We start from the raw sequence: 23,125 nt of genomic DNA, 5'->3' as shown, positions 1-23,125 counted from the left end.
GCGACCCGAACCGGGTCTGCTGCCGCCGCCGGCTGACAGACCTGCCTTCCACGCCGACAACTGGAACATGGCGACCGCGATTGCGGCGCCTGAAAGGTACTCCGACATGGAAAAACCACGTAGCAAGGCAGCGCTCTGGCTGCTGATCATTCCGTATATCGGTCTGCTCTGGCCGCCATTTTACAATCTCCGCGAGCCGTCGCTTTTCGGCTTTCCCTTCTTCTACTGGTATCAGCTTCTCTGGGTGCCGATCACCGCGACGCTGACCTGGATCGCCTATCGGAGCGTTCGCCATGACGACTGACATCAACGGCACGGCGCTTGCCGTCTTCATCTTCTTTTTCGCCCTCGTCACCGTCATGGGCTTCGTCGCCAGCCGCTGGCGCAAGCCCGAGACGCTCGCCCATATCGATGAATGGGGTCTCGGCGGGCGCAACTTCGGCACCTGGATCACCTGGTTCCTCGTCGGCGGCGATTTCTACACCGCCTATACCGTCATCGCCGTCCCGGCGCTGGTCTATACGGTCGGCGCCTACGGCTTCTTCGCGCTGCCCTATACCATCGTCGTTTATCCCTTCGTCTTCATGGTCATGCCGATCCTGTGGAAACGCGCCAAGGATTTCGGCTATGTGACGGCCGCCGACGTCGTCCACGGCCAATATGGATCGCGCGGTCTCGAACTCGCCGTCGCGGCGACGGGCGTCATCGCCACCATGCCTTACATCGCCCTCCAGCTCGTCGGCATGACAGCGGTCTTGAAGGCGCTCGGACTGCATGGCGAACTGCCGCTGGCGATCGCCTTCATCGTGCTGGCGCTCTACACCTATTCGGCGGGCCTGCGCGCCCCGGCGTTGATCGCCTTCGTCAAGGACATCATGATCTATATCGTGGTGATCGCGGCGGTCGCACTCATCCCATCGAAGCTCGGCGGCTATGCCAATGTCTTCGCCTCGGCCGATGCGGCCTTCCAGGCCAAGGGCTCCGGCAACCTGCTGCTCGGCGGCAATCAGTATGTCGCCTATGCCACGCTCGCTCTCGGTTCGGCGCTCGCGGCCTTCATGTATCCGCATACGCTGACCGGCATCTTTGCCTCCAACAGCGGCAAGACGATCCGCAAGAATGCGATCATGCTGCCCGCCTATACGCTGCTGCTCGGCCTTCTGGCGCTGCTCGGCTATATGGGCCATGCTGCCAACCTGAAGCTCGACAGTGCCAATGACGTCGTTCCGACCCTGTTCAAGACGTTGTTTTCGGGCTGGTTCTCCGGTTTCGCCTTTGCGGCGATCGCCATCGGCGCACTGGTGCCGGCGGCGGTGATGAGCATCGGCGCCGCCAACCTCTTCACCCGCAATTTCTGGAAGGCCTATGTCGACCCCAAGGTCAGCGATGCGGGCGAAGCCAAGGTCGCGAAGGTGACGTCGCTGGTGGTGAAGGTCGGTGCGTTGCTCGTCATCATCTTCCTGCCGACGCAGTTCGCCCTCGACCTGCAGCTGCTCGGCGGCATCTGGATCCTGCAGACGCTTCCAGCCCTGGTCTTCGGCCTCTACACCAACTGGTTCCGTGCGCCCGGGCTGCTTGCCGGCTGGTTCGTCGGCTTCTGCGGCGGCACCTATCTCGTCTGGGATGCCGGCTGGAAGCCGCTGCATCTGATCAGCCTCGGCGGTGAACCCTTCACCGTCTATACCGGGCTGCTGGCGCTTGCGGCAAACATCGCTGTTGCCGTCGTGGTCAACGCCCTCCTTCCGGCCAAGGTCCCGGCCCGGGCGTAAGATAAAAATACGAAGGGCAGCAAACGCTGCCCTTCGCTACCTTATTTTTCAGCAGAACCCTCTGCGGTTTAAAACTCTTCCCAATTGCCAGCCAATGCTGCGTTCCCCTGAGTCGCATTCCCCTGGAACGACTTGGTCACTCTGGCAACCATCTGGCGGGCCGGCGAAGCCACGGGTTGAGCATGCTGCGCCGCGGGAGCCGGCTGCGATATGCGCCTCGATGCCACCGCTCCGCCAATGTTGAACTGGCCCAGGAGCTGGAACAGCGCATCGGCTTCCTTGGCGAGTTTGTGAGCGGCGGCTGTGGCTTCCTCGACCATGGCGGCGTTCTGCTGCGTGCCCTGGTCCATCCTGTTGACGGCGGTATTGATTTCTTTCAGCCCGGTCGCCTGCTCCTGCGAGGCGCCGACGATGGCGCCGACATTGCCGTCGACCTGCTGCACCTGTACCGCAATCTCCTGCAGGGCCTTTCCGGTTTCGCCAACCAGGGCGACGCCGCTTTTCACATGGCCGTTCGAAGCGTTGATCAGTTCCTTGATTTCCTTTGCCGCCTTGGCGGAACGCTGCGCCAATTCGCGCACTTCCTGGGCGACGACGGCAAAGCCCTTGCCGGCTTCACCGGCGCGGGCCGCTTCGACACCGGCGTTCAGCGCCAGTAGGTTGGTCTGGAAGGCGATCTCGTCGATGACGCCGATGATGCTGCCGATCTCGGTGGCCGAGGATTCGATCTTGCCCATGGCATCGACCGCGTCACGGACGACGCTGCCCGAGCGCTCCGCATTGTCCTTGGTCTTGCGAACGAGCTGGCCCGCCTCCTGAGCCCTGTTGCTGGAGTCGGCGACGGTGGTGGTGATCTCTTCCAGGGCAGCGGCGGTCTCCTCGACGGAGGCGGCCTGCTGCTCGGTCCGCTTGGCGAGATCGTCCGAAGCCGAGCGGATCTCCTGTGCGCCGGCAGCAATGGCGCTGGCGTTCTCGGCCACCTTCTGCATGGCGGCGCGGAGCTTTTCGACGGCGGAATTGAAGTCGGCCCTCAGTTTTTCCAGGGTCGGGATGAACGGCGTGCCGATCTGCTGCGTGAGGTCGCCATCGGCCAACGCCTGCAATGCACTGCCAAGCTGGCCAACGGCCCGGTCCGTCTGCTCGGCAAGGGTGCGGCGTTCGTCGGCATCCTGTTCGAGGCGATGCCGTTCCGCAACGGCCCGTCTGGCTTCCGCATCGGCTTCCCGCTCCGCCTTTGCCGAAATGGCGTCGCGCAATCCCGCCACGGCGCGGGCAAGCTTGCCGATCTCGTCGCCGCGCGCTTCGAGGCGACGATCGCCATCGAGATTGCCCTCCGCCATCGCCTTCAGCGAAAGCTGCAGTTTTGCCAGCGGGCCGAAGATCGTGCGTGCGGTAATGACCGCGGCGAGGACGGAAAGAAGCGCCGCGATGCCCAGCGCCCTCAGAACGATCGGCTTGAAGCCGCTCGCCGTGCTGCGGACGTCGCCGCCGATCGATTTGTTCAGTGCTTCCTGGTAGTCGATGAATTTGTTGATGGCCCCGAGCCAGGCATCGAAGGACGGCCGCGCCTGTTCGAGCAGGATCTTGCGGGCAGCCTCGCCATCGCCCTTCTCCTGCAACGCGATGATCTGGGCGACCAGGGGATTGGTTTTCGCATGGATGTCGGCGATCTCTTTCAGGATGGACTTCTCCTGGTCCGTCGCGCCGGCCGGCGATGCGACCATATCGGCCATGCGCTTTTCGTTCTCGGCATAGGAAGCCGCGAGCTTTTCGATCAGTGCCTCGGCCGCCTTACGCTCATCGGCGGAGGTCACCAGGGTCACGTCGCGAATGGCAATTGCCCGGTCGTGCACGCTGCCGCGATAGTTGATGGCGAACCGCTGCTTGACGCTGTTGACGTCGTTGATCGTTTCGAGATTGCTGTTGATCTCCTCGACCTTAACCTCCGCATAAATGCTCAGGCCGGCCATCAGCAAGATCAGGAAGCTGAAGCCAAGGGCGAGACGCACCGCGATCCCGAAATTCTGAATGCTCTTCATTACTACTCTCCGTCGTATGGGAGGTTTTGTTACAGGTGTCTGGACTGCCAGGATCGTTCGTCGCATCTCGTTCAAATGTGGGACCCGGTTGTCCCGAGCACCCCATAGGCGCCCCGCACGCGGAAGCGACGCTATTCGCATACCGCCGCACGTGTCCCCTGAGCGCAGCCAGCGCATCAAAGGTGCGAGGCGCCTGCGTCGCGGTAACAATGTCGATTTCATACGAGATTCGGATGCCCGGCCCGCCGTCATGGCGTAGGTGACGATCCCTGGGAACGTCACTCCGATAGCTTAAAACTAAAGTTATATATTTTAGAGAATGTAAACGACGCCGAGAGGGCGTCGTTCTGTTGCGTTTTTTGTATATTTCATCGGTAGTTCTGCGCAAATTGTCTAATTTTCTCCACAGGGAAGAATATGTGAAGTTGCTGTAAGGAAACGGAGCATATCACCTGTTGCAAAAAAGACCGCTGAATGTTCGCGGGAGCGGTGCCCGAATAATGATCTGCGGAAGCGCGAGGCGATGTTCGTCGCTTGTTAAGCGAAACTCTTTGAGAATTTTTAGAAGTTCTGGTGGACGATACGCTCGGAAAAAATGGGGCAGAGGTGGCACCACAGGCATCTTCCAAGTCACGGCAGAATGAGAACCTGACGGCGCGCTGGCAGGTGCTGCTCGAGAGTGCCGTGCGTCTGGATTGGGAATGCCGCACCGGCGAAGCGCTCGAGGTCGGCGAGGCCGCCTATGAAGCCGCGCTCGAGGCAGGCGATGTTGCCGGAGCCTTGCACGCCTCACATCGGCTGGCGCTCATCCATTTCAACAAGGAGAGCTTGGCTGAGGGCCTGAAAATATGCATTCGCGCCGAAACCTGGCTCCGCTATTGCCAGGACCAGGCTGCCATCATTTCCCTGCAGTCGATCCATGGCGGCCTTCTGGTGGCCCTCGGCGATCTGGAAACCGGCTTCGCCCTTCTGACCGATTGCCAGAAGCGCACCAAGTCCTGCACGGATCCGCTTGCCAACTGGCGGGCACGCACGGCCTATGCGGTGGCATTGTTCGATACGAAAGACTTCGATCGCGCGGCCGAGGCTGCCGCCGAAAGTCTGGATTATGCGGAGACGAGCGGTCTGGCAAAAGGCTCCGTGCTGATCGCCCGCTCGATTGCCGGCCGCATGGCGGCACGCGCACTCGGCGAGCATCGCCTGGCAAGGCGGGAGATCGACAACACCCTGCTTGCCCGCACGGAAGATCAGTTGCGGTCGATTCTGACCGAGGCTCAGGCGGAAAACCTGCCCTATGAGATTGCCGAGTGCCATTGCTATCTCGGGCTCCTGGCATGGACGCGTAGCGAAGATGCCGCGGCGGCTGCCCATTATATCGCAGCCATCGCCGCCTCCCGGGTCGCAGAGGACGAGGTGCTGCTGGCAGAAACCTCCTACTGGTACGCCTATCTTCTGGCGGGGCAGCGCGCTTTCGGCGAAGCCGTGTCGCTGCTTGCAGCCATTGAGGCGATGGAAGGCGTTCTGGCCACGCCCGGCATGAAGCTGCGTCATTTCGACATGCGCTTCCGGATCGCCGAAATGGCCAGCGACTGGAGGGCGGCTTTCGACTATCACAAGGCCTACCACGAGATGGTGGTCGAGGATTATCGCCGGCTTGCCTCGGCGCGTGCCTATACGATGAAGCTGGCGCTCGACCTGGAGACGATGCGCCGCAAGGAAGACAGCGCCCGTCTGGAGCGCGAACGCCTGCTGGAGGAAAATCTGCGGCTTGCCTCCGAACAGCGCGAGGCGGTGCTGGCATCGCGCACTGATCCGCTGACCGGTCTCGGCAATCGCCGCGAATTGCAGCGCAGGTGCAGAGATTGGGCCGAATCCGGCGTGACCCATGCGGCGTTGCTGCTGTTCGACATCGACCACTTCAAACGCATCAACGACATGTTTTCCCATGCGACGGGCGACATGGTTCTGCGTCAGATTGCCGGATTGCTGGCCGGCATCGGACCGGAAGGCAGTCTGGCGATCCGCATGGGCGGCGAGGAATTCCTGATTCTGCTTCCCGGCACGACAGCCGGCGACGCCTTTGCCGATGCCGAGCGGCTGCGCCTGCGGGTGCAGGACCATGAATGGTCGGCGGTGACCCCGAAGCTTGAGGTCACCTGCTCCATCGGTCTGGCGGACTGGTCTTTGACCGACAGGCTGGAGGCTGCGCTGCATGTCGCGGACGCCAACCTCTACGCCGCCAAGAATGCCGGCCGCAACCGCTGCGTGGCGACGGCGGCGTAACGCTTGGTGCTTACCGGTTGCTCCGCCTGATGTCAGGCGACACGCGGTGGATATTCGTTGGCGGCGAAGACGTGATGATGCACCTTGCCGGTGAAAAGCTTCAAAAGCTCGCCGGTGACCTCGCGGCTCTGAAACCGCACGTCGGAGAGAAGTGCTGCGTTCACCGCCTCCATGTGAGGATACCGAATGGCCAGGGCCATGGCATAGACCGGCGCGCCTTCGTCGCGTTCGACCCCGTCCAGCACCCGGATTTCTTCGGCTCCGGGAAATTTCGTCCACAAAGGGACAAGGCGCTGTCTCACAAAGTCGCGAAATTCCTCTTCCCGGCCGGGATGGATTTCGCCTTCAAACAAAGCGTAGCGAATGATCATAGGTTCTCTTTTCCAAAACTCGAGGGAGCTGGATCGATGTCGGGTGACTGAGGGGAGGGCGTATCGTCGATACGCCCTGGGAAGGCTTATTTGCCCCAGATTTTCTTATATTGATCGCGGTAGCCGTTATCGGGATCGAAGCTGTTCTTCGGTCCGCCGTCGAATTCGACATTCTCGCTGGTCACCACGTGCAGCGGCGACACATAGCCCGACCACGGCGCGCCGGCGAAAGCGCGGTTCAGTTCGTCGACGAGCTGCCAGCCCTGCAGGTTGAGCGGCTCGGCGACGGTGACGGCCTGGAACTGCTTGGCGCGGATACGCTGATAGGCGCTCTCCGAACCGTCGCCGGCCGCGACATTCACCGGCTTGCCGTCACCGGCAATGCCGGCCGAGGCGAGCGAAGGTCCCATGAAGTCGTAATAGAGGTCGTTGATCGCCAGGGAATGCGTCCACTTGGCGCCGTATTTCTGCAGCAGCGACGTCGTCAGCTGCGGCATGCGCTGGGAGGTTTCGGCGATCGGCGTGTCGACATATTCCAGCACGGTGCCGCCGAGATCCTCGATCTCCTTCTTCATGCGGTCGGCCTTGGCGATCGCGATCGCATAGGTCGAGTCGGTGAAGATGATGACTCCAGGCTTGCCGCCAGCATCGGCGAAGGCCCAATCGGCCGCGGACTTCGAGACTTCCATCGCATCGGTGGTCACATTGGCGAAAACGCCGACCTCCGGAACCGGGCCGACCGCCGAGGCGGCGTGCCAGGAAACCATCGGAATGCCGGCCGCCTTGGCCGCCTCCATCGCCGGCTTCTGCTCGACGGCGTCGAAGCCGTTGATGATGATGCCGTCTGGCTTCAGCGCCATGGCCTGGCCGAAAGCCGCCGTCCGTCCGCCGATCGAGCCGGCGCCGTCAAGCGCCTTCACCGTCCAGCCCAAGGCGCCCGCCGCCTCCTCAACACCGTTGACCACGCCGAGGATGCCCCCATTTTTCATATCGGCGGCAAGAATGACGATGTTCTTGCCGCTCGCACCCTTCGGGCCGCTCGTCGGGCCATCCCAAGCGCTCACCTTGGACGCATACTTGTCGACCACGGCCTTGGCGTCGGCCATGGAATCGGCCATTGCTGGCACGCTGAGCAGAAGGGCGACGGTTGCGACCGTTGCCTGCATTAAAGTCCTGCGCTTCATGTTCACTCCTCCATTTTATTTGTTCTGGAACACCGGCTGAGCCGACATCCTCATTTGGATGCGGGTGTGATCCTCCTCACAGCTCCGCGCTTGCGCTGGGCGTAACCTGCTATGCCGATGGCAATCAGCAGGGTTACGCCGTTGAACAGCGGTTCGACGAAGAACGACCCGCCGAATTGCTGAATTCCCGATATCCCGACCGCCAGGATGATGACGCCGATCAGGGTGCCCCAGACATTCACCCGCCCCGGCTTGATCGTCGTCGATCCGAGGAATGCGCCGACAAGCGCCGGCAGCAGATATTCGAGGCCGACGCTCGCCTGGCCGATGCGCAGCTTCGAGGCGAGAAGGACACCGGTCAGAGCCGCCAGCAGACCCGAGGTGATGAAGGCCCCCATCACGAATTTGCGGACCGGAATGCCGTTGAGCGCCGCAGCCTTGGGATTGGCGCCGATGGCGTAGAGATAGCGGCCGATCGGCAGATATTCGAGCACGATCCACATGCAGATCGCGATCAGGAGCACGTAGAAGCCGGTGATCGGCAGGCCGAACAGCATGGTGCCGTTCAGCGCATAGAAACCTTCAGGCAACACGCCGACCACCTGCCGCCCGCCGGTGTGCCAGAGGGCAAGCGCGTAGAGAACCGTTCCGGTGCCGAGCGTTGCGATGAAACTGTCGATCTTGGCGACTTCGACCAGCAGGCCGTTGATGAAGCCGGTGAGAACGCCGAGCGCCAGAACGATGATTACCGCGACCGGCCAGGGCAGGCCGTAGGCCGTCTGCAGGCTGATGGCGAGGATGTGCCAGAGCACGATGCCGTAGCCGACCGTCAGATCGATACGCCCGGATGCCATCGGGATCATCGCGGCGAGCGACAGCAGCGCGATAATCGCCTTGTCGGAGACGATCGAGCGGACATTCAGCACGGTCGGGAACGTGTCGGGCAAGAGGATCGAGAAGAGTACGATCAGGCCGACGGTCAGGATCACCAGCCCGTAGACCGGGATCAGGCGGCCGATCTTCTGGCCGGTGGACAGGCCGGCCATTTCGCTTTTGGTCGGCTCCAGCGCGGTGGATTCAATGGATTGCATTGCTGTTCTCCCGATGGCTCAAGCCGCTTCCGAGGCGGAGGCGGCGGTGATGACCGCCTCCGTCGTCAGAGCGCTTCCACTCAGTTCGCTAACGATTTTGCCGCGCGAGAAAACCAGCGCGCGGTGGCAGATATGGGCGATTTCCTCGAAATCCGTCGAGACCACGACGACCGCCAGACCGGCTTCCAGCGCCTGGGTGATCAGGCGGTAGATCTCGGCGCGCGCGCCGATGTCGACGCCGGCGGTCGGGTCTTCGGCAACCAGCAGCTTGCGGCCGGTCGCCAGCCAGCGGCCGACGACCACTTTCTGTTGGTTGCCGCCCGATAGCGCTTCCGCCGGCAGATCCGGATCGTTCGGCCTGAGGCCGACGGAATGGCCGATCGCATGGGCGAGATCGGCTTCGCCGCGCGGCGACAGGAAGGAAAAAAGCCCGCGGCCGACGGCGCCAGGATTGAGATAGGTGTTTTCCCGAATGGAAAGCGACAGCGCGACGGATTCCTCGGTCCGGTCACGGGCGATCAGACCGATGCCCGACGCCATGGCCTGCCGCGGGCTGGAAAGATCCGGCGCCTGGTCATGCAGCAGAACCGAGCCGCTGAAGGGCTCGCAGCCGAACAGCGCCCGGCCGACCCGTTCCTGGCCGGCGCCGCGCAGCCCGGCCAGGCCCAGCAGCTCGCCCTCACGGATATCGAAGGAGATCGGGCTCGTGCCGGCGCAGACGAGGTCGCGGACCTTGACGATCGCCTTGCCGGGCTTGATCTCGGTCTTCGAAAAGAGACTGTCGCCGCTGCGGCCGATGATCATCGTCACCAGTTCGTCGGGGGTGGTCTCGCTGACGGGCTTCTGCCCGACCATGCATCCGTCGCGCAGCACGGCGACGCGATCGGCGATGCGGAAAATCTCGTCCAGCCTGTGGGAGACGTAGATCATGCCGACACCGCGCTCCTTCAGCGGGCGGATCGCATTGAACAGCCGATCGACTTCGTCGGCGGGAAGGCTCGCCGTCGGCTCGTCGAGCACCAGGACATCGGCTTCGACGGCAAGCGCGCGGGCAATGGCGACGAGCGATTTTTCGGTGCGCGACAGGGCCGAGACCCGCGTCGTCGGATCGAAGTCGCAGCCGACCAGCTTCAGAGCTTCCTTGGCCCGCGCCTGCGTCCTTCCCCAGTCGATCAGGCCACCGCGCATCGAGAAGCCCTGCGACAGACCCATATTCTCGCCGACCGTCATCCACTCGATCAGACCGAGATCCTGGTGGATGAAGGCGACCGGCTGCCGCTCGTTCGGTTTCGGCGGGCGATGATGGTAGCTCTGGCCGCGAAAGAGGATCTCGCCGTTATCCGGCTTGTAGATGCCGGCAAGCGTCTTGATCAGCGTCGATTTCCCGGCGCCGTTTTCCCCCAGCAGCGCCAGGATCTCGCCCTCGCGCAGATCGATCGATACGTCACGCAGCGCCTGCGTGCCGCCGAAGCTCTTGGTGATCGATTGGAACTCCAGCAGTCTCTTGGCTTCCACTGTGGCTCCTCCCAAAGCTGCAGCTGTCGTCATAAAGTTATGTTATCGATAACATTCGTCGGTAGTCAAGCGGAAAGTGACAATCCCCAACTCCGCGAGATGACGTCAGCCGGCGCGAAATCCGTCGAGGAGATGCATCATCTCGGCAGAGTCCTTCGGGCCAAGGCCGGCGGCGCAAAGCAGGCGGTGAATCTCCACCACCGCACCCGTCATCGGCAGCGGAGTCTTGGTCTTCAGCGCAAAGGCCTGGAGCGAATCGAGATCCTTCAGCATATTGTCGATCCTGCCCGTCGGCGAGAAATCCCGGGCGGCGAATTTCGCCATGAACTCCTGCAATATCCGGCTGTCTGCCCGCCCACCGGCAAGCGCTGCCGGAATTGCGGCCGGGTCGACGCCGCCGGCTTCCGCGAGCTTGACGGCTTCCGCGACCGCCTGGAACAGCACGGCACAGAACAGCTGATTGATCAGCTTGGTGGTCTGCCCGGCGCCGGGGCCGCCCATCAGCGTATAATTTGCGGCAAGATGCTGCATCACCACGCGCGCCCGCTCGAAATCCTCAGGGCTGCCGCCGGCCATGATCGTCAGCTTTCCGCCGAGCGCGCCGGGTACGCCGCCCGACAGCGGACAATCCACCCATGCCATGCCGGTTTCCGCACGCAGCCGTTTCGCCATGTCGGCCGTTTCGCCGGGGTCGATGGAGGACATGTCGATCAGCAGCTTGTCGGCGATTGCCGCCGCCGCAACCCCCTTCTCGCCGAAGACGACGGCGCGCACGATACTGGCGTGATTGAGGCTGAGAATGCAGAATTCCGACGCCGAGACGGCGCTCGCCACGGAGCTCGCCGCGTGGGCGCCCTTTGCCGTCAATGCTGCGACCTTTTCGGCATCGAGATCGAAGACCGATACTTTGTGGCCGGTCTCGATCAGCCGCGTGACGATCGCCGTTCCCATGATGCCGGCACCGATAACGGCGACATCTGCCCTATAATCATCCTGCATGAAAACCTCCCTTGACGGCCACGCCCAGCCCCTCACAAGCCAGCGCCACCATATCATCCAAAGCCCTATCGATCGCCACAGTAACCACACCGGCTTCACCGGTCGGCGGTTCCAGCGTCTGCAGTTGGCTGTCGAGCAACGACGCCGGCATGAAGTGGCCCTGACGGGCCTGCATCCGCGACAGCAGCAGATCGCGCGAGCCCTCCAGGAAAACAAAGGCCAGGCGCCCGCCCGCCGCCTGCCTCAACCGGTCTCGATAGCTGCGCTTTAGCGCCGAGCACGAAATCACCAGTCCTTGCGGCCTCTTTTGAGCGGTCTTTATTTCGTCGCCGATCCGGTCGAGCCAGGGCAGGCGGTCGGCGTCGGTGAGCGGTATGCCCTGAGCCATCTTCTCGACATTTGCCGCGGGGTGGAGTTGGTCGCCCTCCACAAATCGCACGCCGTTTCGAGCGGCGATGCCCGCCCCAACCGAGGATTTGCCACAACCGCTCACGCCCATGACCACGACGGCCAGAGGCAGCACTTCTTTCTCGCTCTCCATCGTCGCGTCTCTGTCAGAGGCAGGTCGTGATGCCGCCATCGACATAAAGCGTGTGGCCGTTGATGAAAGACGAGCCGCGGCCCGAGAGGAAAACGGCGGCACCCACCAATTCCTCGACATTGCCCCAGCGTCCGGCCGGCGTCCGCTTCTCCAGCCAGGACGAGAATTCGGGATTGTCGACGAGCGCCTGGTTGAGCGGCGTCTTGAAATAACCCGGCGCGATCGCATTGATCTGCAGGCCGTGCTTGGCCCAGTCGGCGCACATGCCGCGCGTCAGGTTGCGCACGGCCCCCTTGGTCGCCGTATAGGGGGCGATGCCGGGACGGGCGAGTTCGCTCTGAACCGAGGCGATGTTGATGATCTTGCCTTGACCGCGGGCGATCATGGCCTTGGCGGCTGCCTGGCCGACGTAAAACACGCTCGAAATATTGGTGGTCAGCAGCAGCTCCCATTTGTCGGCCGGAAAGTCTTCCAGCGGCGTGCGAAACTGCATGCCGGCATTGTTGATCAGGATGTCGAGCGGGCCGATATCGGCCTCGATCGCATCGATGCCCGCTTTGGCGGCGTCCTTGCTGGTCACATCGAAGATGGCCGCATGGGCCGACAGGCCTTGAGCCTTGAGGCTCTCGACGGCCCGTTTGACGCTTTCGGGCGTGCGGCCGTTGATGACGACCTCGGCGCCATGCTGCGCCAGGCCCTCGGCCAGCGCATAACCGATCCCCTGGCTCGAGCCGGTAATCAGGGCGAGCCGTCCGGTCAGATCAAACAGGTTCTTCATGCAAGTAACTCCTCCGGTGTCGCTGCGAATGACGGCTTATACCGCCACTTCAGGTGAAACTCACTTGACATCGCTTTTCGGGATTATATGTTATCGATAACATAATCAACTGTCAAAATGCGGCACGGAGACGGAATGCCTGAGGTAGAGATCTTGATGACCGGAGCCTACCCGGAATGGGATATGGTCGATCTGGAGGCGAAGTATCGCGTTCACCGCTTGTGGGAAGCGGCAGACCGGCAGGAACTGATCGCAAGGGTTGGCAAGGATATTCGCGCCATCGCGACGCGCGGTGAACTCGGCGCGTCCGCCGAGCTAATGAAGCAATTGCCGAAGCTGGAGATCGTCTCCTGCTACGGCGTCGGCACCGATGCCATCGACCTCTCCTATGCCCGCGCCAACCGCATTCGCGTCACCAACACCCCTGACGTGCTCACCGAGGACGTCGCCGATATCGCCATCGGGCTGCTGCTTGCCACGGCGCGGCAGATTCCGCAGGCCGATGTCTTCGTCCGCGCCGGCCAGTGGGGCAATGTCGCCATGCCGCTGGTGACCCGCGTCGCCGGCAAGAAGGTCGGACTGGCCGGCATGGGGCGGATCGGCAAGGCGATCGCCAAGCGAGCAGCAGCTTTTGGCTGCGACATCGCCTATTTCGCCCGCAATGAGCACATGGATGTCGCGTATGCCTACCAGCAGGACCTGGTGGCACTTGCCGATTGGGCCGATTTCCTGATCGTCATCGTCCCCGGCGGGCAGGCGACCATGAAGATCATCAATGCCGAAGTGCTGAAAGCCCTCGGTCCCAACGGCATGTTGATCAATGTTTCGCGCGGGACGACGGTCGACGAAGAGGCGCTGATCGCAGCCCTTCAAAACGGCACCATCCAGGCCGCCGGCCTCGACGTCTTCCTCAACGAGCCGAAGATCGATGCGCGTTTCCTGACGCTTCAAAACGTGGTGTTGCAGCCCCATCATGGCTCCGGTACCGTCGAAACCCGCAAGGCCATGGGCCTGCTGGTCAGAGACAATCTCGCCGCGCATTTTGCCGGCAACCCGCTTCCAACTCCCGTCGTGTGAGGGTTTCGCTATGAAAGCCATCGTCATTCATGCCGCCAAGGATCTCAGGATCGAGGAGCGCGAGCCAGAGGTTGCGGGCGAGGGGCAGGTGGAAATCGCTATCGAAGCCGGCGGCATTTGCGGCTCCGACCTGCATTATTACAATCATGGCGGCTTCGGCACCGTTCGCTTGCGCGAGCCGATGATCCTCGGCCACGAAATCGCCGGCACGGTCAAGGCGCTGGGTGCCGGTGTGAGCGATCTTGCCGTCGGCGACCGTGTTGCCGTGTCCCCGAGCCGGCCGTGCAATCATTGCCAATATTGCCTGAAGGGACAGCAGAACCACTGTCTCAACATGCGGTTTTACGGCAGCGCCATGCCGATGCCGCATATTCAGGGCGGCTTTCGCCAGAGGCTGGTGGCGGAGCGCTGGCAATGCCACAAGGTCACTGAGGGCATTTCCATTCACGAGGCCGCCTTCGCCGAACCCTTTGCCGTGACGCTGCATGCGGCCAGCCGCGCCGGATCGCTGCTGGGCAAACGCGTGCTCGTCACCGGTTGCGGCCCTATCGGGATGCTGGCGATTGTTGCGGCGCGCGTTCTCGGCGCCCGCGAAATCGTCGCGACCGATGTGACTGACAGCGTGCTGGCGATCGCCCGCACCAGCGGCGCGGATCGGACGATCAATGTCGCCACGCATGCCGCCGACCTCGCCGCTTACGGCGCCGACAAGGGATATTTCGACGTCATGTTCGAAGCGTCGGGCAATGAGCGCGCCGTGCGCGCCGGCCTGGAGGCGCTGAAGCCCCGCGCCGTTCTCGTGCAGCTCGGCCTCGGCGGCGATGTCTCCATCCCGCAGAACATGATCGTCGCCAAGGAAATCGAGATGCGCGGGACGTTCCGGTTCCATGAAGAGTTTGCGCTTGCCGTCGAACTGATCAACGCGCGCCGCGTCGACCTGAAGCCACTGCTGACAGAGGTTTTTGCCATCGACCAGGCCGTCGCCGCCTTTGAATTGGCCAGCGACCGCAGCAAGTCGATGAAAGTCCAGATCGCCTTCTGACAAGGCGCCGATTATCGGGCGCCGCGATCCGTGCTTTCGCGCAGGACGACCCTGTAGCCGGTCAATGTGATCTCGTCGCCGGTCGCCTCGCCGCCCGCCTGCAGGGCATCGAGCAGGCGGACGGCAGCCTGGCGGCCGATGCCGTAACAGTCGACATTGATCGTGGTGATGCTGGGATGACAGATCGACGAGATCTCGTAATCGCCGAAACCGGCAATGGCGATATCCCGCGGCACGCGCATTCCCCTGCGCTTGCATTCCATGATCGCACCGAAGGCGGACAGGTCGGAGACGCAGAGAACGACTTCCGTGTCCGGCCAGCGCTCCAGGAGGCTCATCACCGCTTGGCCGCCCTGTTCCATCGTGATCGGCGGCACGCCGAAGGAAATCGCCCGGCCCGGTCCCAATCCCAGTTCCTCGACAGTCTTCAGGAAACCGCTTCGCCGCTGGCTGCCGCGCGTATCGCGCGCCGTCGTTCCGCCGATGTAGCCGAACCGCCGATAGCCCTGGCTTGCAAGCGTCCGTACCAGCAGCGACATCGCCTCGCTGTTGGAAAAGCCGACGACGTGATTGATCGGCTCTTCTGGAATTTCCCAGGTTTCAACCACCGGAATGCCGGCCTTATCAAGCATGCGCCGCGCCCGGTCGGTATGCGAACCGCCTGTCAGGATGATGCCCTCGGGGCGTCGGCGCAGCATCGCCTCGATCAGCTTTTCCTCTTTTTCGGCGGAATAATCGGTATAGCCGAGAAGAAGCTGTAGGCCGGTATTTTCCAAGGCATCGGTGATGCCGCGTGCGGTATCGGAAAAATTCGAATTGTTGATGGAGGGCACCAGCGCCGCGATGAAGCCGCTGCGCCGCGATGAAAGGCTGCCGGCGGAAAGATCGAGCACATAACCGAGCGCATCGACGGCTTCCATGATGCGCTTCCGGGTCTCTTCGGAAACGCTCGCATCCTGGCGAAAGGCGCGCGAAACGGTCATGGCCGACACGCCGACATATTTGGCGACTTCGGCCATCGTCAGCTTTTGGGCGTCTCCTCCCTTGAGACGCCTGCCTTTTGACTCATCCTCGTCTTTCACCGGCTCCGCTTTCAAACAGCTTCCGCGTTGGGCATGTCAGAAGACGATAAAGTTATCGCTATCATCGCACAATCAATATTATTACAGGACTGCCGCGTTCCACAGTTCGTCGATCTCTGTACGAAGGGCGAAAAACGGGGCAGGATGATATCGATAACAATTTGAAGTGAGGGAGATCATGTTCGGAGAAATCGAGGGTACGGGGTTCGAAGTGCTCGACCCACGTTTTGAAAGCTGTTTCGTCGGCCATGCCCGCGTCGAGCGGCTTTGGACGGGCGGCCGCTGGCTGGAAGGACCAGCCTGGTTTGCCGCCGGGCGTTATCTGGTCTTCTCGGATATCCCCAACAATCGCATGATGCGCTACGACGATAGCAGCGGGCAGACGTCGGTCTTCCGCGCGCCCAGCAACAATTCCAACGGCAACACGGTCGACAATCAGGGACGACTGATCACCTGCGAACATCTGGCGCGCCGTGTCACGCGAACGGATTTCGACGGCGGGATTACCGTGCTGGCCGATCGCATTGCCGGAAAACGGCTCAACTCGCCCAACGACGTCACCGTCAAATCCGACGGAACCATCTGGTTCACCGACCCGAGCTACGGCATCCTTCACGATTATGAGGGCGACTACGGCGAAGAGGAAATCGGCGGATGCCATGTCTACCGGCATGATCCGGCAACAGGCACGACCGATCGGATGACGTCCGATTTCATCAAGCCGAACGGGCTGGCCTTTTCTCCCGACGAAACAGTGCTTTATGTCGCCGACACCGGCGGGACCCATCTGCCCGACGGCCCGCGTCATATAAGAAAACTCGCTGTATCGGGTGATGGACAGCTCACCGATCTCGGCATTTTCGCCGAATGCACCGCAGGCTTTTTCGACGGCTTTCGCGTCGACCGGAAGGGGAGGATCTGGACGAGCGCCGGCGACGGTGTGCACGCTTACGATCCGGACGGCACGCTGATCGGCAAGATCCATATTCCTGAGATCGTCTCCAATGTCGCTTTCGGCGGCGAGAAACGAAACCGCCTCTTCATCACCGCAACCACGTCGCTCTACGCTGTCTATCTCACGGCCAATGGGTCGAGGCTGGGATTAGAGCGGGCTGTCGTTCCGTTCTCCGTTGAGGCGTAATGTGTGGTCGACTCGGGGAGCATTTCGGTAATAAACCTGTAGGCCCGCGACAAAATCAGTCCACAACCTGTATCAATGCGCACAGAATTCAGTTTAAAGGATGATTTTATTAGTTGCTTATCGTCCTATAGACTGATATTTTAGTTATCTTAGACCAGCCTGTGATGTGATTTTGTAGTAGGGCCAAAAGGTTTCAGTGATGAAAAGCGAAGTGCGAAAACGAGCGCGGAAACGGCTTGATGAACGCCTTCATGCACTGCAGCCTACGGAGAACTTCAGAGCTCCCCCTAAAGGATGGGTTCGCGCATTGCGAGACGCACTCGGCATGACCGGAGCGCAACTCGGTTCCCGGATGGGGATCCGGCCGCAGACAGTGGAAACGATCGAGAAGTCGGAGGCATCAGGAACGATCCAGCTTAGCACTTTGCGCCGCGCAGCCGAAGCGCTCGACTGCACGCTTGTCTACGCACTGGTCCCGAATACGTCGCTCGAGGCCGCACTCAACGGCCGGGCAAGAAAGATCGCGTTGCGCGAACTTCAGCGGGTCGCGCATACGATGCGCCTGGAGGCACAGGGCACCGATGACGCCGATCTTGAATCCCGTATCCAAGCCTACATCCGTGACCAGCTTTCCGAGCGCGATCTCTGGTCAGAGAAATGACCGACCTCTTCCAGGAACCCGAGGACGCAACACCGCTTGAACCGCAGGAACGCGAGGGCCTGCTTCAAAGCTGGATCACGCATCGAAACGACCTCAACGAGGCCGAACAGGAGAACATCGTCAAGGGCGCAGCCTGGGGCCGCGGACGACGGCGTATGCCGGTCGACAAGGTGCTGACGGAAGACTTTATGCGCACATTGCACCGACGCATGCTCGGCGAGGTCTGGCAATGGGCAGGTCGCTTCCGGGCGACGGAGCGGAACATTGGTATTCAGGCCTATCGCATCCCGGTCGAGCTCGCGGCGTTGCTTGCCGACGTGCGATACTGGATCGAGCATGAGACCTTCGCCGCGGACGAGATTGCAATCCGATTCCACCATCGTCTGGTCGCCATCCATCCGTTCCCAAACGGCAACGGGCGCCATGCGCGACTGGCGGCCGATCTTCTCGTGGAAAAGCTGAACAAAGAGCCCTTCAGTTGGGGGAGCGGGAGCCTCAGCGACATGGGCGATCTACGCATGCGCTATGTCGCAGCACTTCAGGCCGCCGACAACCACGACATCGGTCCCCTTCTCGAGTTTGCCCGCAGCTGAACGCGGAGCTCCTCGCTCCACTGAAAATCCAGCTCAATCTTCAAACGCCAGCAACAGAGGCCGCCCTCCCAGGCGGCATCTGCTTCGCAATGCTTTCGTCATTGACTGAGCCCGTCAGCCAATCGGATGAGCCCGAGGAAATCGGACCTGTAGCCGAAGGGGTCTGCCCCCCGCGATGCCGCGGCGAGATCGCCAATCGCCTGATAGGAATAGGCATCGAGGGCACCGGTGCGGCTTAGTTTCTGGCCGAAGGCGGCGACGGCCACCGAGAAACGGACATCCTGAGGAGCGGCGTCAACAGTGGCGACCATATTGCGGTCGTCGACAGGCGTGGTGATGAGGGCGCTCTTGTCCTCGCCCGGCCGCTTGTAGCGCATCTTGACGAAGGCAAGCTCGCCCTGATGCGCGCTGCCCGATGTCTCGGCCGATGCCTTATCGGCGGCGCCATAACGCAGATCGTCATTCATGACCGCGGGACTTCCCTTGGGCGTAATCTCATAGATCGCCGTGACGCTGTGGCCGGAGCCGATATCGCCGGCATCGACGCGGTCATTGTTGAAGTCCTCACGCTTGAGAGCGCGTGTCTCGTAGCCGATCAGCCGGTATTCGGCGATCCGTTCCGGGTTGAATTCGACCTGGAACTTGACGTCCTTCGCGATCGGAAACAGCGTCGATCCGGCCTCTTCCACGAGCGTCTTCTGCGCCTCCGCCAGCGTGTCGATATAGGCGGCGCTGCCATTGCCGTTCTGCGCCAGCGTCTGCATCAGGGAATCGTTGAGATTGCCGCGGCCGAAGCCGAGAACAGTGAGGAAGATGCCCTCCTTGCGTTTGTCCTCGATGATGCGCTTCAGATCCTCGTCGCTCGACGGGCCGACATTGAAGTCGCCGTCCGTCGCCAGCATTACCCGGTTGACGCCGTCCTTGACGAAGGCCTTTTTGGCAAGATCGTAGGCCGCCTCGATGCCCTCGGCGCCGCCGGTCGAGCCTCCAGCCTCCAGCCTGTCGATTGCCGAGAGGATCTTCGATTTCTCCGACACCCGCGTCGGCTCTAGCACCGTGCCTGCATTGCCGGCATAGGTGACGATCGAGACGGTATCGTCTGGCTTCAGCCGTTTGACCAATAGACGGAAGGCGCTCTTCAGCAGCGGCAGCTTGTCCGGCTCGTCCATCGAGCCCGACACGTCGATCAGGAAGACGAGATTGGCGTGCGGCGCGGTCGCCGGCGCGATGTCATAACCCTTGATCGCCACATGCATCAGTTCCGTGTCGTGGTTCCACGGCGTCGGCATCACGGTCACGGTCGCCTTGAAGGGCTGGTCGGCCTTGTCGGGACGCGGCCAGTCATAGGGGAAGTAATTGATCATCTCCTCGACGCGCACCGATTGCGGATCGGGCATCGCCCCGCCGGTCAGGGACCGGCGGACGAAGGAATAGGAGGCGCTGTCGACATCGGCGGAGAAGGTCGAGACCGGATCGGTCGCGACATTCTTGATCGGATTTGCGGCGGCATTGGCAAAGCGCTCGCGGCTGGGATCGACTTGAACCTGCATACGGCTTTCCGTCGGCGGAGCAGGCGAGGGGGCGACGGCCATCGGCTTCGCCAGCTGCTGCTGGGGAACAGCGGCACCTGATGCAACAGAGCGTTTGGCCCCTTCGGACATTGTACCCCCCGACTTATTCAAGAGGGCGGAGACGTCGTCGGAATTGAGATCAGATTTCCGCGCGGCGATCGCCTGCTCCTTGTCCTGCAAGACTTGAGCGCTCTCAGCCGCCGACAATTGAGCCGACCGATTCTCTTCAGTCACCGCTTCGGAAAGCGCGGGCGAGGCCGGCCGGCCAGTCGGTATGGGCACTTCCTTTTTCGAAACAGTGCCCTCGATCCTTTCCTGGTCGACGATCGGTCGGTTGCGGGTCAGCTCGAAGGTGAGATAACCGGCGGCGGGAATGACGAGCAGCGTCGCAAGGGCTGAACCGGCGAGGAATTTCTTATTCACAGCAGGGCTCCATATCCAGTTGATGATGGAGCTTGGACGCCAGCCTTTCGCATTTCCTTGGGCTGCCGCTGCATTATTTTCTGCGCTGTCGAAGGCCTGCATCGCCGCGGCAAGGGCGCGTGCCCGCGCCTCTGGATCGGCTGCCGGCGGTGCGAGGCGGGAGAGCTTTTCGAGTTCCTTGTCCATCATACCTCTTCCTTGCCGAGCATGGCTTTCAGCCTCTTGCGCGCCTCGTGGACCTGCCAGGACACGGTCGCCTCCGAGCAGCCCATGACATCGGCGGCCGCCGAATGGCTGAGGCCTTCGCCATAGACGAGCAGCACGGCGTCGCATTGCCGTTCCGGCAAAGCGCGCACGGCCGCCCATAATTCGCTCGACTGCTCATCGTCGTTTCCGCCCGGCGCATCCGGCTGCGGTTCGGCCGCGTAAGCGCGGAATGTCTGCCCTTCCCGCGCAAGCTTGCGTCTATGGTCGCGTGCCGCGTTGAGCGTCAGCGTGTAGAGCCATGTCCTGAAGCGGCTGGCGCCGCGAAAGCCGCGGATGGCCGCGCCGAGCTTGACGCAGACCTCCTGGGCGATATCGTCGGCGTCGGTGGAACTGCCTGACCATCGCCATGCCGTCGCGTGGACGAAATCATAATGGCGCGAGACCAGTTGCCCGAAGGCCTCCCGGTCACCCCCCTGCGCTCGTTCTATGAGCTCCGCATCCAATGCGCACCTACCCCCAAGCTATCAAGCAAGATGCTATTTCGGGATTGAGACGTTTCTCCGATGGCTTTCCTTGGGTCGACGCCCAAAAAAATTTGGCGAATTTTGAATTGGGCTCAAAATAATCGAGCGCCGCGACATAAACGGGTCGCTGCCGGACAGATCGGTTCCATCGCAAAGGCGCAAGATGACGGCAGAGTCGGCCAGGGACATGGATCTGCATGTTCCAAATCGAAAGGACCCCCAATGTCCGCTCCAACGCCTGTCCCCACCGAAAAGGGCATCCTGCAATTTCTCGCAATTTGCGATGCTTTTTATCCGCCGGATGCGATTGAGGCATCGGTCGAACAGCAGCGGCATTGGTACGATGCCCTCTGCGCGCGCTTCGACCGTCCGCTGCCCCCGGATATGATCTTTGCGGACGGCATGGTCCAGCGCGTACCGATCCGGCGCTACCGTCCGCGCAAAATCGTTACCCGCACCATTCTGCTCTATCTTCATGGCGGCGGTTTCGTCGTCGGTTCGCTTGAGAGCCATCATGCCATCTGCGCCGAGATCGCCGATTTCGCCGGTGCGGAACTCGTATCGGTCGATTATCGGCTCGCGCCCGAATATCGCTGGCCGGCGCAGACGGATGACGGTTTTGCCGTGCTGAAACATCTGCTTTCCGCCGGGAGCAAGGTCGTGCTGATCGGCGACAGCGCCGGCGGCAATCTCGCGGCCGGCCTTGCCTTGCGCGCACGCAATGAGGAGCTATCAGGCGTCGTTGGCCAGGTGCTGATCTACCCGGCGCTCGGCGGCGACCTTGCCGCAGGTTCCTATGTCGAAATGGCTGCAGCGCCCGGCCTGACAACGGCAGATGTCACCTATTATCGCACGATCCTGCAGGCGCCTGACAACAATGAGATCGCCGAGCCGCTGCAGGCGCCGTCGCTTGCCGGGCTGCCGCCGGCCTTCATCACGGTCGCGCATTTCGATCCGCTCCGCGACGACGGCCGGCAATATGCCGCCCGGCTGGCTGCGGAGGGCCTCGAGGTCTCGTTCCGGGAGGAGCCGCAGATGGTGCATGCCTGGCTGCGCGCCCGCCACATGAGCGATGGCGCCAAGGACGGCTTCCGCGCGGTCTGCGAGGCCGTCCGGCATTTTGCGACCGCCTGACGATCACATCAGGTCGCGGGCGATCTTTTTTTCCGCGAAGACCTTTTCGAAGATCTGCACGTCATCCTCGAAAGCCGTGACGATGGCGCTGATGATCCAATCGGTCGCCGTGCAGGCAATCCGCGCAGTTGCGACGGTGCGGACGAACCAGCCGGAACGGCGCATGTCGCAGGTCCAGGTCGAAATCCCCGTCATCGACAGCGGATCATCGGGCGAGATCGACCAGACTTCCTCCCGCAACTGCCGGGTCGACAGGCCGGTCTCAGGATGTTCGTAGAGCCCGGTATCCTCATGAATGCGATATTTCGTGCGGTTCGACGAAAGGTCACGAACGACCTGTCGCTTGGTCGCGGCGGCGGCATGCTCGATATATTTCGGCAAAGGATCGGGATTGGCCGGCTCATCGATTTCAATGCTCCTGTGTTCACCAAGCATCGGCAGCCCAAGACCAAGCGAGGCGATATCGATCTCGATCCCCCCATCTTCCGACGGCTGCAGGATCATCGGCCAATAGGCGGTGGAAAGCGAAAGGCGGATACGATGTCCCTTGCGGAAGCGATAGCCGCAGGCATCGAGCACGAGCCGGATCGACACTGTCTCGCCCGCGGTCAGTGGTTTCGGATCGGCATTGCCATCGCGATGGGTGAGGTTGACGACGCCGAAGGTGACCCGCGTCGCCGTGCCATCGGGATGAACATCGACGAGCCGGGCGCAAAGATTTCCGCCCGACGCCCGGGAGCGCAGCGCAAGCGTCAGCACCGGCCGGCCGAGATAATCGTGATCCCGCGCCAGCGGCATCGTATCGAAGACCAGCGAGCCGGCATCGTCAAAGCGTTGATCGATCGCCATTTCGGCGTCGGGCTTCAGGGTGAAATATTCACCCGATGCCGTGCCGGTATCGAGGGGAGAACTCAGATAGACGGGATGCTCCGGCGCATGCGGGATCGGCATGCCCTCCGTCAGCCTGCCGAACTGCTCGACATAGAAGCATTGCATCTTCGGCGGCGACCAGCTGTCCTTCGCCACCCAGAAACCCGGATCGCTGTCGCGGCGGAGAGCCGGGCGGATAGCATCGAGAATATAGGCGCGGGCCTGCGGCA

At 62.1% G+C, this 23,125-nt stretch carries 21 protein-coding genes; 9 read left to right on the top strand and 12 right to left on the bottom strand.

Annotated elements, in window-relative coordinates; all coding sequences use genetic code 11:
* The first annotated feature begins 106 nt into the window (after positions 1 to 106).
* Together K6M89_RS27705 and mctP are read left to right on the top strand one after the other, a co-directional pair.
* Positions 107 to 304, top strand: a complete 198-nt coding sequence (locus K6M89_RS27705; protein WP_007539443.1) for a DUF3311 domain-containing protein — start codon at positions 107 to 109, stop codon at positions 302 to 304.
* Positions 294 to 1,769, top strand: a complete 1,476-nt coding sequence (mctP, locus tag K6M89_RS27700) for a monocarboxylate uptake permease MctP (protein ID WP_097580872.1) — start codon at positions 294 to 296, stop codon at positions 1,767 to 1,769. Before K6M89_RS27705 ends, mctP begins: the two co-directional genes overlap by 11 nt.
* A gap of 68 nt (positions 1,770 to 1,837) precedes the next feature.
* Here mctP and K6M89_RS27695 read toward each other — a convergent pair whose 3' ends face one another.
* A complete protein-coding gene (locus K6M89_RS27695) occupies positions 1,838 to 3,808 on the bottom strand; it encodes a HAMP domain-containing methyl-accepting chemotaxis protein (protein ID WP_222141676.1) in 1,971 nt (656 codons plus the stop codon).
* A gap of 606 nt (positions 3,809 to 4,414) precedes the next feature.
* Between K6M89_RS27695 and K6M89_RS27690 the strand changes: the two genes are divergently transcribed.
* Positions 4,415 to 6,091: a GGDEF domain-containing protein gene (locus K6M89_RS27690; RefSeq protein ID WP_222141675.1), complete on the top strand. Its 1,677-nt coding sequence runs from the start codon at positions 4,415 to 4,417 to the stop codon at positions 6,089 to 6,091.
* Positions 6,092 to 6,123: 32 nt separating this feature from the next.
* Here the strand turns inward: K6M89_RS27690 and K6M89_RS27685 are convergent, their stop codons facing one another.
* The 7 genes from K6M89_RS27685 to K6M89_RS27655 all read right to left on the bottom strand — a co-directional run bounded on the left by K6M89_RS27685 (position 6,124) and on the right by K6M89_RS27655 (position 12,570).
* The gene (locus K6M89_RS27685) at positions 6,124 to 6,462 is read right to left on the bottom strand and encodes a hypothetical protein (protein ID WP_097580874.1); all 339 of its coding nucleotides are present in this window, start codon (positions 6,460 to 6,462) and stop codon (positions 6,124 to 6,126) included.
* A gap of 86 nt (positions 6,463 to 6,548) precedes the next feature.
* Entirely contained in the window at positions 6,549 to 7,646 is a 1,098-nt protein-coding gene (locus K6M89_RS27680; protein WP_097580875.1) for an ABC transporter substrate-binding protein, read from the bottom strand.
* A 50-nt stretch (positions 7,647 to 7,696) separates the two neighbouring features.
* Entirely contained in the window at positions 7,697 to 8,737 is a 1,041-nt protein-coding gene (locus K6M89_RS27675) for an ABC transporter permease (RefSeq protein WP_097580876.1), read from the bottom strand.
* A gap of 18 nt (positions 8,738 to 8,755) precedes the next feature.
* On the bottom strand, positions 8,756 to 10,252 hold the full coding sequence (locus tag K6M89_RS27670) for a sugar ABC transporter ATP-binding protein (protein WP_222141674.1): 1,497 nt from the start codon (positions 10,250 to 10,252) through the stop codon (positions 8,756 to 8,758).
* Between the two features lie 105 nt (positions 10,253 to 10,357).
* On the bottom strand, positions 10,358 to 11,251 hold the full coding sequence (locus tag K6M89_RS27665; RefSeq protein WP_222141673.1) for an NAD(P)-dependent oxidoreductase: 894 nt from the start codon (positions 11,249 to 11,251) through the stop codon (positions 10,358 to 10,360).
* Complete coding sequence (locus K6M89_RS27660; protein ID WP_222141672.1) at positions 11,241 to 11,792, bottom strand: gluconokinase; 552 nt, start codon at positions 11,790 to 11,792, stop codon at positions 11,241 to 11,243. Before K6M89_RS27660 ends, K6M89_RS27665 begins: the two co-directional genes overlap by 11 nt.
* 13 nt (positions 11,793 to 11,805) lie before the next feature.
* Positions 11,806 to 12,570 (bottom strand): SDR family oxidoreductase, encoded by a 765-nt coding sequence (locus tag K6M89_RS27655; protein WP_097580880.1) that lies wholly within the window; start codon positions 12,568 to 12,570, stop codon positions 11,806 to 11,808.
* Positions 12,571 to 12,705: 135 nt separating this feature from the next.
* Between K6M89_RS27655 and K6M89_RS27650 the strand changes: the two genes are divergently transcribed.
* Together K6M89_RS27650 and K6M89_RS27645 are read left to right on the top strand one after the other, a co-directional pair.
* Positions 12,706 to 13,647: a 2-hydroxyacid dehydrogenase gene (locus K6M89_RS27650; protein WP_222141671.1), complete on the top strand. Its 942-nt coding sequence runs from the start codon at positions 12,706 to 12,708 to the stop codon at positions 13,645 to 13,647.
* Between the two features lie 10 nt (positions 13,648 to 13,657).
* Positions 13,658 to 14,689, top strand: coding sequence for an L-idonate 5-dehydrogenase (locus K6M89_RS27645; protein ID WP_222141670.1), 1,032 nt, complete (start codon positions 13,658 to 13,660; stop codon positions 14,687 to 14,689).
* An 11-nt stretch (positions 14,690 to 14,700) separates the two neighbouring features.
* On the opposite strand, the gene K6M89_RS27640 is transcribed toward K6M89_RS27645, so the two are convergent.
* Positions 14,701 to 15,771, bottom strand: a complete 1,071-nt coding sequence (locus K6M89_RS27640) for a LacI family DNA-binding transcriptional regulator (RefSeq protein ID WP_222141669.1) — start codon at positions 15,769 to 15,771, stop codon at positions 14,701 to 14,703.
* 178 nt (positions 15,772 to 15,949) lie between these two features.
* Here K6M89_RS27640 and K6M89_RS27635 point away from each other — a divergent pair, with 178 nt between their 5' ends.
* The 3 genes from K6M89_RS27635 to K6M89_RS27625 all read left to right on the top strand — a co-directional run bounded on the left by K6M89_RS27635 (position 15,950) and on the right by K6M89_RS27625 (position 18,166).
* Complete coding sequence (locus K6M89_RS27635) at positions 15,950 to 16,912, top strand: SMP-30/gluconolactonase/LRE family protein (RefSeq protein ID WP_222141668.1); 963 nt, start codon at positions 15,950 to 15,952, stop codon at positions 16,910 to 16,912.
* Between the two features lie 199 nt (positions 16,913 to 17,111).
* Positions 17,112 to 17,573: a mobile mystery protein A gene (locus tag K6M89_RS27630; RefSeq protein ID WP_222141667.1), complete on the top strand. Its 462-nt coding sequence runs from the start codon at positions 17,112 to 17,114 to the stop codon at positions 17,571 to 17,573.
* Positions 17,570 to 18,166, top strand: coding sequence for a mobile mystery protein B (locus K6M89_RS27625; RefSeq protein ID WP_222141666.1), 597 nt, complete (start codon positions 17,570 to 17,572; stop codon positions 18,164 to 18,166). Before K6M89_RS27630 ends, K6M89_RS27625 begins: the two co-directional genes overlap by 4 nt.
* Positions 18,167 to 18,264: 98 nt before the next feature.
* Here the strand turns inward: K6M89_RS27625 and K6M89_RS27620 are convergent, their stop codons facing one another.
* Both K6M89_RS27620 and K6M89_RS27615 read right to left on the bottom strand, forming a co-directional pair.
* On the bottom strand, positions 18,265 to 20,349 hold the full coding sequence (locus K6M89_RS27620; RefSeq protein WP_222141665.1) for a VWA domain-containing protein: 2,085 nt from the start codon (positions 20,347 to 20,349) through the stop codon (positions 18,265 to 18,267).
* A complete protein-coding gene (locus K6M89_RS27615; RefSeq protein ID WP_222141664.1) occupies positions 20,346 to 20,870 on the bottom strand; it encodes an RNA polymerase sigma factor in 525 nt (174 codons plus the stop codon). The genes K6M89_RS27620 and K6M89_RS27615 overlap by 4 nt, the downstream gene beginning before the upstream one ends.
* 243 nt (positions 20,871 to 21,113) lie before the next feature.
* Between K6M89_RS27615 and K6M89_RS27610 the strand changes: the two genes are divergently transcribed.
* Positions 21,114 to 22,025 carry an alpha/beta hydrolase gene (locus K6M89_RS27610; RefSeq protein ID WP_222141663.1) on the top strand — a complete coding sequence of 304 codons (912 nt, stop codon included), beginning with the start codon at positions 21,114 to 21,116 and terminating at the stop codon, positions 22,023 to 22,025.
* A gap of 3 nt (positions 22,026 to 22,028) precedes the next feature.
* On the opposite strand, the gene K6M89_RS27605 is transcribed toward K6M89_RS27610, so the two are convergent.
* On the bottom strand, positions 22,029 to 23,125 hold a 1,097-nt coding region (locus K6M89_RS27605; RefSeq protein WP_281428490.1), incomplete at its 5' end, for a CocE/NonD family hydrolase C-terminal non-catalytic domain-containing protein.

This window comes from Rhizobium croatiense (assembly GCF_019793465.1).
Lineage (GTDB): Bacteria > Pseudomonadota > Alphaproteobacteria > Rhizobiales > Rhizobiaceae > Rhizobium > Rhizobium croatiense.
The sequence above is the reverse complement of the archived record's forward strand: the minus strand, read 5'-3'. Positions and strand labels throughout refer to the sequence as shown.

Excerpts from the sequence above, each read along its gene's own strand:
- K6M89_RS27705 (WP_007539443.1), top strand. The coding sequence starts at position 107 with ATGGAAAAACCACGTAGCAAGGCAGCGCTCTGGCTGCTGATCATTCCG.
- mctP (WP_097580872.1), top strand. The coding sequence starts at position 294 with ATGACGACTGACATCAACGGCACGGCGCTTGCCGTCTTCATCTTCTTT.
- K6M89_RS27695 (WP_222141676.1), bottom strand. The coding sequence starts at position 3,808 with ATGAAGAGCATTCAGAATTTCGGGATCGCGGTGCGTCTCGCCCTTGGC.
- K6M89_RS27685 (WP_097580874.1), bottom strand. The coding sequence starts at position 6,462 with ATGATCATTCGCTACGCTTTGTTTGAAGGCGAAATCCATCCCGGCCGG.
- K6M89_RS27680 (WP_097580875.1), bottom strand. The coding sequence starts at position 7,646 with ATGAAGCGCAGGACTTTAATGCAGGCAACGGTCGCAACCGTCGCCCTT.
- K6M89_RS27675 (WP_097580876.1), bottom strand. The coding sequence starts at position 8,737 with ATGCAATCCATTGAATCCACCGCGCTGGAGCCGACCAAAAGCGAAATG.
- K6M89_RS27665 (WP_222141673.1), bottom strand. The coding sequence starts at position 11,251 with ATGCAGGATGATTATAGGGCAGATGTCGCCGTTATCGGTGCCGGCATC.
- K6M89_RS27660 (WP_222141672.1), bottom strand. The coding sequence starts at position 11,792 with ATGGAGAGCGAGAAAGAAGTGCTGCCTCTGGCCGTCGTGGTCATGGGC.
- K6M89_RS27655 (WP_097580880.1), bottom strand. The coding sequence starts at position 12,570 with ATGAAGAACCTGTTTGATCTGACCGGACGGCTCGCCCTGATTACCGGC.
- K6M89_RS27650 (WP_222141671.1), top strand. The coding sequence starts at position 12,706 with ATGCCTGAGGTAGAGATCTTGATGACCGGAGCCTACCCGGAATGGGAT.
- K6M89_RS27645 (WP_222141670.1), top strand. The coding sequence starts at position 13,658 with ATGAAAGCCATCGTCATTCATGCCGCCAAGGATCTCAGGATCGAGGAG.
- K6M89_RS27635 (WP_222141668.1), top strand. The coding sequence starts at position 15,950 with ATGTTCGGAGAAATCGAGGGTACGGGGTTCGAAGTGCTCGACCCACGT.
- K6M89_RS27630 (WP_222141667.1), top strand. The coding sequence starts at position 17,112 with ATGAAAAGCGAAGTGCGAAAACGAGCGCGGAAACGGCTTGATGAACGC.
- K6M89_RS27625 (WP_222141666.1), top strand. The coding sequence starts at position 17,570 with ATGACCGACCTCTTCCAGGAACCCGAGGACGCAACACCGCTTGAACCG.
- K6M89_RS27620 (WP_222141665.1), bottom strand. The coding sequence starts at position 20,349 with ATGATGGACAAGGAACTCGAAAAGCTCTCCCGCCTCGCACCGCCGGCA.
- K6M89_RS27610 (WP_222141663.1), top strand. The coding sequence starts at position 21,114 with ATGTCCGCTCCAACGCCTGTCCCCACCGAAAAGGGCATCCTGCAATTT.